The following is an 11,368-nucleotide window of genomic DNA, read 5'->3' on the forward strand; positions in this document are numbered from 1 at the left end:
CTATTAAAGCATATATGCTGCGCGGGTTTATTTTCTTGCTTCTATGGATTCCTCTTCATCTAGATTTTTTCCATTGAAAAGCCAATAAAAAAAAGCATGCTCACCTCTAAATGAGGTATATATTTTAAATATCAAATACGGGAGGTAGCACAGCAGTGCTCCCAAATAATAATAATCTTTATTCTTCACTCCGAACAAATCGTAGAACGTCCCCCCGTACATTGCGATACCTCCCAGCACCCCCAGCATTCCACCAACAAGAATAATGTATGAAAACCTCATTGAAAATTTTCTTATTGTCTTTGCCGAAGATATCCCCATAAAAAAAGATGAAAAAGTCATGATTATCAATGAGGCGACGAAAATAAATGACTTAAACGAATGCCTGAAATCCATTTTGGATATGAAAACGAAATCATCAATCCCTGCTATTCTCCCTTCAAACTCAGGCATAGCAGGAGATTCAGAACTTACAATGTTGACGTACAGCGTTTCTTTATCATTAATTAAATGCGGATCAAATATAATTATTTCGTTAGCACTATCGCCTAAATATAACTTTTTTCTGTCGCCTTTAGCATCAATGGTCTCTATCGCAACCGCATTCGTTTCTTTATTATTTTTTATGAGCAACTTGATTCCAGATTCAAAATCGGAGCTTCTTATATTTTTTCCTGATTTATTCGTCAAAGAAAATTTTTCAATGAAAAGGCCATGGTACGATTTGCCATCGTACTCCAGCATTATAAAATCATCTGACTCTGTGTTAGGAGGAAGGTGGAAGCCGACTGTTTCTGAACTCAGTTTTTTTACTTCGAAAACTTCCTCACTAAAAATATGCTGGAGCGATGGAATGCTTTGTATTGCAATTCCAACAAGTGAAACCACATAAAAAAACGTCATAAAATATTTGGTGTATTTCACTGCACTACCTTTTAGCACCTAAACCATCGCTCTGCGGCGATCTTGGTTAATTTTATTCCCCGCTGCGTCCTTGCAATTTTGCATCGGCAATTTCGTACTCAGGGCTTACCTGCCCAACCTCTGGAGCAATGTTTCCACTGATCAGCCACAACTGAAATTCAGGAAACATCCCCTGGAGAACTTCTAGCTCTTCCGAGCTCATCCTGATGTTCTTATAGCGAACACTTTGCCATCTGCTATAGCCGATTTCGCTCTCTTTAACCAAGCGATCCATACCTGCCTTATCTATAAGAGATCTAGCACGCTGCTGGATTGATTCCATATTCGTCTAAAAAATCCGAGTGAAATAGTTGAACTGAAACAATTTCACTCGTATGGTCTGGCCATCGAGTTCAATTATTTCACTGAAATAGATCCACAAACCAATTTAACAAACATAGTGGAACAAAGCCGATGGTAGCGGAACTACAAGAATCAATCACCTCTCACCCGGACTGGCCCCCCGTCATGCCCTGGCGTGAATTTGCTGACTGGTGCCGTGCTGAGCCCGGTGTCGTTCAAGGCTGGATCGAACGTGGCTACCTGCCCACCGTGAAATTCGGCAAACACCGCATGGTGAATGTGGCCGCTCTCATCGATCACCTCAAGGAAGGGGAGCTGTAGCCATGAGCGCCCCCATGCCCAAAGGGCATAACAGCCCGCAGGAAAGCGCCGCTAAGAAACCCGACGTCTCCCGGGCGGAACCTCGCCCCCGGCGTCCCGTTGCCCCCGCAACGCCCACACCCACCGCGTCCCAACGGTTCCTCCACCGTTTCGGCGCGGGTGACACCCTGCGAGCCGCCACACCCTCGCCCCGTGCCATGAACAACCCACACCCCCAAGCCCGTCAGCAACTGCTGGTGGAGCTACAGGGTGACCTGTTCGCAGACCGCACCACCACGGACAAGACCACCGGGAACGCCCATGGAACAAGAAAAAATCAGCCTGCTGCTCATGCTGCTACTGGCCCTGCTTGTCACCCAGCAGCCCCCCAAACCGCTAGCCAGCACACGGGAGGTGGCCAGCAATGAACGCTACTACCGCCAAGCTTATCTTTCGCCGTATAGCCAAACGCAGCTACAGCACCTGCGGTCTGTACCGAGTGCGCGAACTGCGCCCCGGACTGTTCGTTTCTGAACGCACCTGGCTGCCCTTCGAGAAGCCCGCCCACCTGTATGCCAAGGCGTGGTGCTTCGTGGGCTTCGCCGACACCGAAGCCAAAGCCAAAACCCTCTGCGAGCAGACAGAACAGAAGCTCCAGATGAAGCCACTCAGTTTCCAACGCAGTACCCACACCCAAACGGGCCTGAACGCCCAACACGACCTGCTAACCACCCACAAAGGTAACTAACCATGCAATTCGAAATCCCCACAACTCTGCTCGGCTGCCGTCTCGTTAACGTCGATGGCAACAAATACTGCTCCGTCTACACCGGCCAGATGCCGGAAGGCGACAACGCCAACAACTTCCGGGGCTATGAAGTCACCAAGCTCAGCGCCGATCCGGTGGTGTTCGACCAACTGGCCGACCACAAGACCCCCACCGAACGCCGCCTGCTGGCCGTCCTCAAGATGGCTGCCGGCGGCAAGTCCCAGCCGTACATCGTTGGCGTGGTCCCGGAAAGCAAGACCGCTACCAGCACCAGCAAGCCCGACAACAAGTAAGGCACTGGTGATCCATGACCTTAATCGCGTGTACGGACGGAGAGTGGCAACAGGCCCCAGATGGTGCCGCCCTCTGTACCGGCACGCTCCAGATAGTGAGCCAGGGCGGCCCGTTTGGACTTCCCGAGCTGACTTACGAGGACGCGAACTTGATCCTCGGCGCCGTGCTCATGCTGTACGCCACGGTGTGGGGCGCAAAGAAACTCTTTGGCCTCGTTCGCTAGCAACACCAATGCAAGCAACTCAACCAAACGCACTACCAACACCAACTGGAGAAACACCATGAAAAACGCAATGAAAGCCCGTCTGGAGGCTATCCAGAGCAAAGGCCGTCACCTGTACCTGGCTGGCGGAACCGCAATGGCACTGGCCGCCACTGGCCCCGCCAATGCCGCCATCGACACCGCTGGCGTTACCACTGCCATCGAAGGCCAGTCCGGCAACGTGGAAGTGATCGCGGTGGCTGTGCTGGGCGTCCTGGCGGTGATCGCTGGCGTGTCCTACCTGCGCCGGGTTGTTCGCTAACCCACCCGCAACAGAAGGGGCCTTCGGGTCCCTTTTTTCTCAAGGGGATTCGAGGTGAATAATGGAAACGGACTTTGGCCCATGGCTTTACTTAATCGTCTCGCTGGGGGCGTTCTACTTGTTATTTTCTTGAGCGCCAACACCGCAGTAGCGAGAACGATCGAGGATGTACAAAACACCCCGGGAACGTACTGCACCCTTCCCTCCGGGTGTGAAGCATCAAGCTCCGATTCCCGCTACGACACCCAACAGGATTTTGTGGACGGCTGGTGTGGTAGTGACTTCAACCCGCCTTCCAATTCCACTGCCCACTCATGCTCAACGGTAACGGTCGATAATAAATACTACGCAGTCGGCCGATGGTGCCGCTCTGTTCACACAGCATCCGGGCTTCCATATCAGCGGTCCTATTCAACGGGGCCTCTTTCTGGGATCTGTGTTTATTCCGATGAAGTCCCCGAGTGTTCTATACCTGAGGGCACGGAAATGGGGTTGTCTGTCAAATACATGATGGGCTCGACCTGCTATTCCAACTGCGTCTTTACTCGCTCCGGTCGTGGTGCCTGTACCTATCTGGATGATGGCTCCACCTCTTGCTGGAGCAAGTACACCAGCACCGGGAATTACTGTGAAGATGAAGACGGCTCTTCGTCTCGTCCTTTCTCAGATCACACCGATGATAAAGGCTGCTACCGGTCTACCGCCGACGGTAAAGCCTACTGCGAGCAGCCCAACGACTACCAATGCCCTAACTTCGTCATTGTGGATGGCAAGAAGTACTGCCGAGAAACCAACGAGGACGAGTGGGATTCTGATGGCGATGGCAACCCTGATTCTAGCGACCCGTCACCGGGTGACCCTAACCATGGCGGCGACCCAGGCGATGATGGTGGCGGTGGTGATGGAGGTGATACCGGCGGTGATGATTCTGACGGTGGCAATGGCGAAAGCTCTGGTGGCGAATACGGTCAGGGTGTCTGTGAACCAGGGCAACAAGTTACCGAGCCCGAGTGTGAGCCCCACCTCGATGCCATCCAGTGCGGCATCTTCCTCAATAGTTGGAACCTACGCTGTGAAGAAAAGCAGCGCCATGAAGATTTTATAGGGACCGATGATTTCCGTGAGAGCGACTCTCTCGCCGACGGCGACAACCCCGATAACACCGTTGATACCAAAGAAGTGAGCTTCTCCGGCTTCCTCGATGGGCTGGATGATTCCGGCTCGGGCTTTGGAGGCGCCAGATCCTGCCCGCCCGATAAACAAATCAATCTGGGCTTCGGCTCCATCACCCTCCCGTTTACTTATATCTGTCAGTGGGCCGAGAAGATCCGCCCGCTGATCATTGCATTGGGCTGGCTAGCCGCTGGCCTTATCGCCCTGAAAGCCATGTCCGAGAAGGGGTAATCCTATGCCTAAGTGGTTAGAAGCAATTGGCGCCTTCCTTGCCCAGTACCTCGGGGCAGGTACCGCCCGTGTCCTTGGCTCCCTTGGCATGGGTGCCATTTCTATTACTGGGGTACAAATCACCCTTGATCAGATCATCAGCCACATCAAATCCGCCATGGGTGGCGTTACCAGCGACATCCTCAGGGTCCTGACTCTTGCGGGCTTCGATGTTTTCCTTGGCCTGGTTATCAGCGCCTACCTCGGCCTGGTCACCATCCGCACGCTACTGGGTGCCTTTAAGCGCCTTGGCTTTATGGATGTATCAGGAGAAGGCTGATGTTCTGGATATTCTCAGGTAAGCCGGGCTCGTCCAAAACGTCCCACGTGATCGACTTTGTCCTGTACAACGATCAGTTCCTGAAAGAGAAAGAGAAGCGCAAAAAGAGCCCCTACCGGCGCTTTTTCTCGTTTGGCATCCCTGACTACACCGAGTACTGCTCGAACCGCCGCCCGGTCTATTACCGTGGCATCAAGGAAGTACAACTACCTTGGCATGAGCTGACAGATGAAGAAGCCACAAACTGGCATGAGCATGTGCCGGATAATGCCGTAGTCATCATCGACGAGGCCCAGGAACTCTGGGCACAGCGTCACAGCGCGAAAACAGTTCCACCTGGCATTAAAGCCCTCGAAAAGCACCGTCACCGCGGGCTGGATATCATCTTCATTAGCCTGGACCCGGCCTTGCTGGATGTGAATGCCCGCCTTATCTGTAACGAGCATTTCCATTTTTCACGCCCTTTCGGTGCGCCTTTCGTCATCGAGTATCACGCCGGTTCCGGCTATGTGAACCCGAACACCAAGTCCGAATTAGATAAGTGTGTTCAGACCAAGCGGCCTTTAGCGAAACGTGTCTACGGGCTCTATAAATCCGCGGAAGTCCACACCCACAAATTCAAGCCTCCCAAGATCCTATTTATTTTGCCTGTGATCGCCGCCGGGGCGGGCTTCATGATCTGGTACTTCCTGAATAACTACGGCACCGATACACCGGCAACAGCCCAAGCCACGGCAACAAACGGACAGCAGGTTCAGGTAGCGGCCCGGCAGAGCTATAAGCCCGAGGATTGGGGGGAGTTGTTGAAACCGGAGGTCAGGGGGCTGCCTTACACCGCCCCTATGTATAGCCCCAAATCCCGACAACCTACCGTGATTCCGGTCGTACAAGGCTGCATGTCCATGAAAGCCGATTTCAGTGATTGCACCTGCTACACCCAGCAGGGCACCACCATTTTGGATATGCCAGATCAAATGTGCCGCCAGATCATCAAGCACGGGATCTTTAATCACCTGGCCAAAGAGGAACGTATTGAACGCGGCCAGCGGCAGAGCGGCAGTGGTGAGGCACGAACCACGCCGGCTGCCGCAGGCCAGCGCCAGACGTCCCTGTAACACGTCTTACAAGTGACCTTTAGGTCCCACAATAAACCACATTAGGTACTCGTTATGGCAAGCGCTCCAAAACACTGCATCGCACTGGATAACGAACTGAACGAAGCCCCTTGGGGAAAGCTGTTCATTGACCCGGCTTCTGGCAAAACCTTTAACCTCAATAACGTGGAAGTAGTCCACTTCGGCACCGATACCGTCCGCCAACTCTACAAAGGCCAACTGCAGCCGGACGTAATGGCCCTGTTTGATGAACCAGGCATGGTGAGCTTTGCCGGGGAACGGTGGTCTGCGGGGCGGATTGGCCGGGATTCGGGGTATCAATACCGCCTGCAGAACGCTGACCTTGGCTTGATCCTGCTGATCAAAAGCTTTCACGCCCAGATCGATGCAGTCGGCCCCCACCTGAAAATTGAAGTCTCCCCCCATTGCCTACGATCACAGACCCCACAGCAACTACAGGCCACATTGAACCACTTTGCGGAACAGGTCCTCATAGAGCCAGCACCCGCACAATGCGCCGTTCATATCGCCCTGGACGTGCAGGGATGGACACCCCCGAGAGACTTTGAGACCAAGCTGCACTGTAGATCCCGACGGGTACGCAGCTATCACGGCATCGACACCGTGGAATTTGATACCTCCAGCGCCGTTTATGGCCGTGGTGAATCCTTCCTGTTCGGCTCACCAGCAGGCATTCAGCTTGCCGTGTACGACAAGACCCAAGAGGCCAAACTACGGGACAAACTCGACTACTGGCGCTCTGTCTGGTCCGAGAAAGAGAACTATCAGGATGACCAACCGGTATACCGGATCGAATTCCGTTTCCATCACTCCGTTGTGGAGCAATTCGCCCAGGGATCGATCAACAAGGAAACGGGGGAAGTGCTCGCATTCCAGGACTATGCCGACCTGTTCGACCACCTGGACGCCCTCTGGCGCTATGGCTGCGACTCCTTCCGGTATCTCTATCGCCCCGGCTGGTTCGACCCCTTCTGGACCCTGATTGCCCGCCAGGCACTGCCTACAGATCCGCCTGAAGTGGACTATAAGCGCTACTACAAGACCTCTTCCGGCTATTCAGGCAAGAACGTGGAATTGCTCCTGGGTAACTACATCAGCTGTGCAGCCCGTCACCGCATGTCCCACTGCCAGGCATGGAAAGCCCTTGAAGCCCTGCCATTCTTCCAACTGATCCTTGATCACTACCGGGACCGGGGTAAGAAAACATGGGAGGTAAAAAAACACGTTAAGGATCTGCTTGAAGAGCGCTATATCCGCTATGGGAAGGCCATATGATCAAGCAGCTACCGGACGGCCGTTGGTTTGCCGATATTGAGCCTGTAAAGGGGACCCGGTACAGGAAGCGATTCAGCACCAAAGCAGAGGCCAAACGCTTTGAAGCCCATAAACGCAGCCAGCATATCAACAGGGCATGGGAACCCAAGGCCAAGGATAAACGACGCCTTTCTGAGCTTGTAGACCGATGGTTCTCATTGCATGGACACACGTTGGCCGATGGAGTCCGCCGAAAGGAGATTCTCCTGCTGCATGTGAAAGAAGTAGGTGACTCGTTAGGGCATCAGTTCACCGCCAAAGAGTATCTGATAAAGCGTGGTCATCTTATGGCGGAGGGCATGAAAGGCAAGACCGTGAACAATCGGTTGGGATATCTCAAAGCGGTGTTCAATACCCTGATTGCGTTTGATGACATTACTTACCCAAACCCGCTGGCCAATGTTAAGCCGATAAAGTTTCAGGAGAGTCCGGTCACGTACTTGACCACGGGACAGATAAAAGAGCTGCTCAGCAGGGTAGGCGAGACAAATTCGCCTTCGGATCTGGAGTGCGTCGTTAGGGTGTGCCTTTCAACAGGAGCCCGGTGGTCTGAGGCACTGAGTCTGAGTCGTGAGCGAATCCGCAATGGGGGGGTGGAGTTCATAAACACTAAGAGCAAGAAAGTCCGCTCTGTACCGATTTCCCCTGAATTGGAAAGCCAGTTAATTGCCCACCTGGATAGCCATGGCTATTTCCGCGACTGCATTCGGGGTTTTCATAATGCGATGGATGCAGCTGCTATCAAATTACCGAAAGGGCAGGCAACGCATGTATTGCGCCATACCTTCGCGGCACACTTCGTCATGAATGGCGGGAACATTCTGGTACTGCAGAAGATACTGGGACACACCACAGTGAACATGACGATGCGTTATGCGCATCTTGCGCCGGATCATTTAAAGGAAGCGGTCGTTCTGAATCCCCTGACTTTTTCGACACTTGATCGACAGTAATCAGGGGAGAGAGGCGTAAGCAGTTGATACTACTTAGGGAAATTGGCGGTGGGGGAGGGATTCGAACCCTCGATACGTTTCCGTATACACACTTTCCAGGCGTGCTCCTTCGGCCACTCGGACACCCCACCTTAAACTGATTGTGCTCAAGAGCCTTCTGGCCAACTCTTGAGGGCGCGTAGAGTACCGGAGGGTGGGGCTTGAGGCAAGCGCTCGGCGGCTGGTTGGTCAGGGTTTGAGCATTTGTTCAGCAGAGACTCAGGTTCGTGCCAGGTACAGGCCCTGATAAAGACAGACTACCTTGCCGTCCGCACCGCTGCCCTGGGCGTGCACCCGCAGGGTGGCCTTGCCGCGCCGGCTCAGGCGTTGGGCAAAGCGGTCCCGTTCTTCCTCGTTGATGGAAACGGCAATGTGCAGATCTCCGTCCAGGGGCAACTTGTATTCCAGAGACGTTTCCACGGCTACCACGTCGGCGGGGTGGCCGCTCTGTTGGGCCAGCAGGGTGGTCAGGCCCCAGCCGGCTAGGGTGAGCAGGGCCGACTGGCTGCCGGCGAAGAAGGTGCCCTTGTCGTTGTGGTTGGGCCCCAGGGGTGCGGTGACGACCAGTCTGAGGCCGTCGAAATCGGTAAAGGTGAAGTCCAGATGCCGGGTCAGGGGGATGGCGTCGCGGACCCGTTCTGCCAACGCATCCAGATCCATCATGGCAGGGTACGAATGAAGTCGGCGGGGGAATCGTCGGGCAGGTTTTTCTGGTTACCCATTGGGGTACCCAGGTACAGATAGGCCACCACCTGATCCTTGGGGGCGAAGCCCAGCATGCGTTTGGCCAGATCAGAGTTGGCCAGAGCGCCGGTACGCCACATGGCGCCCAGGTTCAGTTCATAGGCGGCCACCATCATGTTCTGTACAGCGGCCCCTACGGCCAGTACCTGTTCCCACACGGGAATCTTGTGGTTCTCGGTGACTTCCGCCACCACCACGATAATGGTGGGCGCGCGCAGGGCCTTGTTGCGGGCGATCTCCCGGCTGCGTTTGTCGGCCTCGGGCTGCTCTTCCAGCAGCTGGGCTTCCATGATGTCGCCGAGCCGTTCCCGTTGTTCGCCGTCCAGCACGATAAAGCGCCAGGGACGCAGCAAACCATGGTCCGGCGCGCGGATGGCGGCGCGCAGCAACAGGTCGAGCTGCTCGTCGCTGGGACCGGGCTGGTCCAGACGCGGGCTGGAAACACGGGTGGTCAGGGCGGTGATGGTGTCCATTCAGGGCTCCTTGTACTGGGGCGCCATGGTAGCCCGATTTGAAAATAAGTCCCAGTCACCCGTGGGAGCCTGTTCAGAAGTTCCCACGACCGTTACACCGCACCGTTGTCGCTGGAAATGACCTCCAGCTTGGGGGGCGAAGACATTGGGTAGGCTCCAGGCTACCTTTGATCCTGCCAGTCTTTTTTCTTAGACCCGAAACGGATAAGCTTCACGCAAATCACGTGAATCGGTTCACATGCCAAGTTCAATCAAAAAGAAAGCCCGCCGACCCCAGATCGGTCCGATGGAGCGGGCGCGCCGTCAGGCCAACTACATCCGTTTGCTGGCTTTCCTTGTGGCCGCCATGATTCTCATGGCGGGTCTGAAGCTGGAACTGTACCCGCAGCTGTACATGCTTGGGGTGGCAGGCCTGTTGGCCTATCCACTGATAGCCCAGGGCATGTTGTTTCTGGCCGAGAAACAGGATCGACCGCAAAAGCCGGTGCATCAACTGCTGATGCAGGCCGATGCGATGATCATCGGGGTGGTGTGCGCTCTGTTGCATTTTGCCCTGGTGCCATCGCTGGTGTTGCTGATCATTGTTCACGCCAATGCGGTGAGCAGCGGCGGTTTGAAACCCTGGCTGTTGAACCTGCTGATGACAGCTATTGGTGCCCTGGTGATGGGCTGGGTTTTGGGTTTTCCTGCCTTGCCGATGGAACAGTCCCCGGTGCTGCTGACAGTCATTTCTCTACTCGGGCTGGGTATTTATGTGGGCGCATCCTCAGCCTTTGCGCACCTTCAGGCCCGCTACCTGAAACAGGCGCAGGACGCCGTACGTCGCCAGCAGAAACAGGCGGTGGACATGTCCCGCAAGCTGGCCAAATATCTGCCACCGCAGGTGTGGGGCTCGATCTTTTCCGGCAAGCGTGATGCCAAGCTGGAAACCCGCCGCAAGCGGCTGACGGTATTCTTTTCCGACATCAAGGGCTTCAGCGCCATATCCGAAGAGCTGCCGCTGGAAACACTGACCAGCATGCTCAACACCTATCTCAGCGAGATGACCCGTATTGCCCTTCGCCATGGTGGCACCATCGACAAGTTTATCGGTGATGCAGTGATGGTGTTTTTCGGTGACCCGAAAAGCGCCGGTGCCCAGGAGGATGCGTTCCGCTGCGTGATGATGGCCATCGAAATGCAGGAGCAGATGAAATTGCTGCGTCAGCGCTGGAAGCGTGAGGGCATCGACCACAAGCTGGAAATCCGCATCGGCATTAACACCGGCTACATTACGGTGGGCAACTTCGGTACCGATTCCCGGATGGACTACACCATTCTCGGCACCGATGTGAACCTGGCCAGCCGCCTGGAATCTGCCTGTCGTCCGGGCGGTGTGCTGATTTCCGAAGCTACCCAGGACTTGGTAAAGGATCGCATCCAGTGTCGCAACATTGGCGATATCCAGGTCAAGGGTTTCAACCGACCGATTCCCGTATTTGAGGCTATGGGCGCCAAGAAGGATGCCGGCGCCAGAAATCGTTATGTCTCTGCGGAGACCCAGGGCTTCGGCATCCATCTGGACGTAGAACGCATTCGCAATTTCGACAAGAATTCGATCCTCAAGACCCTGGCCCGATCCGCCACGGATCTGAAACAGGAAAAGCCGGTGGACGTGGACTTCGAAGCCGAAGGTTTCAGTCTGCATGTCAAAAGCATCGAACTGAAAAAACGCGAACGGGAAAAGATCATCGACATGATGGGCCGCGCCGCGAAAAAGGTGCAGACAGAAGTGCGGGTTTGAGGGAATAGCTACGAGCTACGAGCTACGAGCTACGAGCTACGAGCTACGAG

Annotated in this window: 15 protein-coding genes and 1 tRNA gene; 11 read left to right on the forward strand and 5 right to left on the reverse strand. The window is 54.7% G+C overall.

Features of this window, described 5'->3' with window-relative positions:
* Window positions 1-27: 27 nt before the first annotated feature.
* Both ACMG4N_RS08900 and ACMG4N_RS08905 read right to left on the reverse strand, forming a co-directional pair.
* The gene (locus ACMG4N_RS08900) at window positions 28-924 is read right to left on the reverse strand and encodes a hypothetical protein (protein WP_414431297.1); all 897 of its coding nucleotides are present in this window, start codon (window positions 922-924) and stop codon (window positions 28-30) included.
* Between the two features lie 52 nt (window positions 925-976).
* Window positions 977-1,198 carry a hypothetical protein gene (locus ACMG4N_RS08905; RefSeq protein WP_414431299.1) on the reverse strand — a complete coding sequence of 74 codons (222 nt, stop codon included), beginning with the start codon at window positions 1,196-1,198 and terminating at the stop codon, window positions 977-979.
* Between the two features lie 179 nt (window positions 1,199-1,377).
* Between ACMG4N_RS08905 and ACMG4N_RS08910 the strand changes: the two genes are divergently transcribed.
* From ACMG4N_RS08910 to ACMG4N_RS08955, 10 genes are all read left to right on the forward strand, one after another.
* Complete coding sequence (locus tag ACMG4N_RS08910) at window positions 1,378-1,587, forward strand: hypothetical protein (RefSeq protein WP_297766694.1); 210 nt, start codon at window positions 1,378-1,380, stop codon at window positions 1,585-1,587.
* Window positions 1,588-1,589: 2 nt separating this feature from the next.
* Window positions 1,590-1,994: a hypothetical protein gene (locus ACMG4N_RS08915; RefSeq protein ID WP_414431300.1), complete on the forward strand. Its 405-nt coding sequence runs from the start codon at window positions 1,590-1,592 to the stop codon at window positions 1,992-1,994.
* Window positions 1,991-2,314, forward strand: coding sequence for a hypothetical protein (locus ACMG4N_RS08920; RefSeq protein WP_414431302.1), 324 nt, complete (start codon window positions 1,991-1,993; stop codon window positions 2,312-2,314). The genes ACMG4N_RS08915 and ACMG4N_RS08920 overlap by 4 nt, the downstream gene beginning before the upstream one ends.
* Window positions 2,315-2,316: 2 nt before the next feature.
* Window positions 2,317-2,628: a hypothetical protein gene (locus ACMG4N_RS08925; protein ID WP_414431303.1), complete on the forward strand. Its 312-nt coding sequence runs from the start codon at window positions 2,317-2,319 to the stop codon at window positions 2,626-2,628.
* Between the two features lie 282 nt (window positions 2,629-2,910).
* Window positions 2,911-3,153, forward strand: a complete 243-nt coding sequence (locus ACMG4N_RS08930; RefSeq protein WP_414431304.1) for a major capsid protein — start codon at window positions 2,911-2,913, stop codon at window positions 3,151-3,153.
* Window positions 3,154-3,645: 492 nt separating this feature from the next.
* Window positions 3,646-4,557, forward strand: coding sequence for a virulence factor TspB C-terminal domain-related protein (locus ACMG4N_RS08935; protein WP_414431306.1), 912 nt, complete (start codon window positions 3,646-3,648; stop codon window positions 4,555-4,557).
* 4 nt (window positions 4,558-4,561) lie between these two features.
* Window positions 4,562-4,876: a DUF2523 family protein gene (locus ACMG4N_RS08940; RefSeq protein WP_414431308.1), complete on the forward strand. Its 315-nt coding sequence runs from the start codon at window positions 4,562-4,564 to the stop codon at window positions 4,874-4,876.
* Complete coding sequence (locus ACMG4N_RS08945; RefSeq protein WP_414431310.1) at window positions 4,876-5,991, forward strand: zonular occludens toxin domain-containing protein; 1,116 nt, start codon at window positions 4,876-4,878, stop codon at window positions 5,989-5,991. Before ACMG4N_RS08940 ends, ACMG4N_RS08945 begins: the two co-directional genes overlap by 1 nt.
* Window positions 5,992-6,045: 54 nt before the next feature.
* Window positions 6,046-7,287, forward strand: coding sequence for a hypothetical protein (locus ACMG4N_RS08950; RefSeq protein WP_414431311.1), 1,242 nt, complete (start codon window positions 6,046-6,048; stop codon window positions 7,285-7,287).
* A complete protein-coding gene (locus tag ACMG4N_RS08955) occupies window positions 7,284-8,279 on the forward strand; it encodes a tyrosine-type recombinase/integrase (RefSeq protein WP_414431313.1) in 996 nt (331 codons plus the stop codon). Before ACMG4N_RS08950 ends, ACMG4N_RS08955 begins: the two co-directional genes overlap by 4 nt.
* Before the next feature lie 43 nt (window positions 8,280-8,322).
* Here the strand turns inward: ACMG4N_RS08955 and ACMG4N_RS08960 are convergent.
* From ACMG4N_RS08960 to ACMG4N_RS08970, 3 genes are all read right to left on the reverse strand, one after another.
* Window positions 8,323-8,410: transfer RNA gene (locus tag ACMG4N_RS08960), tRNA-Ser, on the reverse strand.
* 127 nt (window positions 8,411-8,537) lie between these two features.
* Window positions 8,538-8,981 carry a YiiD C-terminal domain-containing protein gene (locus ACMG4N_RS08965; protein ID WP_297766713.1) on the reverse strand — a complete coding sequence of 148 codons (444 nt, stop codon included), beginning with the start codon at window positions 8,979-8,981 and terminating at the stop codon, window positions 8,538-8,540.
* On the reverse strand, window positions 8,978-9,535 hold the full coding sequence (locus ACMG4N_RS08970; RefSeq protein ID WP_297766714.1) for a nitroreductase: 558 nt from the start codon (window positions 9,533-9,535) through the stop codon (window positions 8,978-8,980). The genes ACMG4N_RS08965 and ACMG4N_RS08970 overlap by 4 nt, the downstream gene beginning before the upstream one ends.
* A 238-nt stretch (window positions 9,536-9,773) precedes the next feature.
* Here ACMG4N_RS08970 and ACMG4N_RS08975 point away from each other — a divergent pair, with 238 nt between their 5' ends.
* Entirely contained in the window at window positions 9,774-11,318 is a 1,545-nt protein-coding gene (locus tag ACMG4N_RS08975; RefSeq protein WP_297766715.1) for an adenylate/guanylate cyclase domain-containing protein, read from the forward strand.
* The last annotated feature ends 50 nt before the right edge of the window (window positions 11,319-11,368 follow it).

The organism is Alcanivorax sp. IL2 (assembly GCF_047495475.1).
Lineage (GTDB): Bacteria > Pseudomonadota > Gammaproteobacteria > Pseudomonadales > Alcanivoracaceae > Alcanivorax.

Bases quoted from the DNA above. Each gene is read 5' to 3' on its own strand.
- ACMG4N_RS08920 (WP_414431302.1), top strand. From the start codon at position 1,991: ATGAACGCTACTACCGCCAAGCTTATCTTTCGCCGTATAGCCAAACGC.
- ACMG4N_RS08925 (WP_414431303.1), top strand. From the start codon at position 2,317: ATGCAATTCGAAATCCCCACAACTCTGCTCGGCTGCCGTCTCGTTAAC.
- ACMG4N_RS08910 (WP_297766694.1), top strand. From the start codon at position 1,378: ATGGTAGCGGAACTACAAGAATCAATCACCTCTCACCCGGACTGGCCC.
- ACMG4N_RS08905 (WP_414431299.1), bottom strand. From the start codon at position 1,198: ATGGATCGCTTGGTTAAAGAGAGCGAAATCGGCTATAGCAGATGGCAA.
- ACMG4N_RS08945 (WP_414431310.1), top strand. From the start codon at position 4,876: ATGTTCTGGATATTCTCAGGTAAGCCGGGCTCGTCCAAAACGTCCCAC.
- ACMG4N_RS08965 (WP_297766713.1), bottom strand. From the start codon at position 8,981: ATGATGGATCTGGATGCGTTGGCAGAACGGGTCCGCGACGCCATCCCC.
- ACMG4N_RS08915 (WP_414431300.1), top strand. From the start codon at position 1,590: ATGAGCGCCCCCATGCCCAAAGGGCATAACAGCCCGCAGGAAAGCGCC.
- ACMG4N_RS08970 (WP_297766714.1), bottom strand. From the start codon at position 9,535: ATGGACACCATCACCGCCCTGACCACCCGTGTTTCCAGCCCGCGTCTG.
- ACMG4N_RS08940 (WP_414431308.1), top strand. From the start codon at position 4,562: ATGCCTAAGTGGTTAGAAGCAATTGGCGCCTTCCTTGCCCAGTACCTC.
- ACMG4N_RS08950 (WP_414431311.1), top strand. From the start codon at position 6,046: ATGGCAAGCGCTCCAAAACACTGCATCGCACTGGATAACGAACTGAAC.
- ACMG4N_RS08975 (WP_297766715.1), top strand. From the start codon at position 9,774: ATGCCAAGTTCAATCAAAAAGAAAGCCCGCCGACCCCAGATCGGTCCG.
- ACMG4N_RS08930 (WP_414431304.1), top strand. From the start codon at position 2,911: ATGAAAAACGCAATGAAAGCCCGTCTGGAGGCTATCCAGAGCAAAGGC.
- ACMG4N_RS08955 (WP_414431313.1), top strand. From the start codon at position 7,284: ATGATCAAGCAGCTACCGGACGGCCGTTGGTTTGCCGATATTGAGCCT.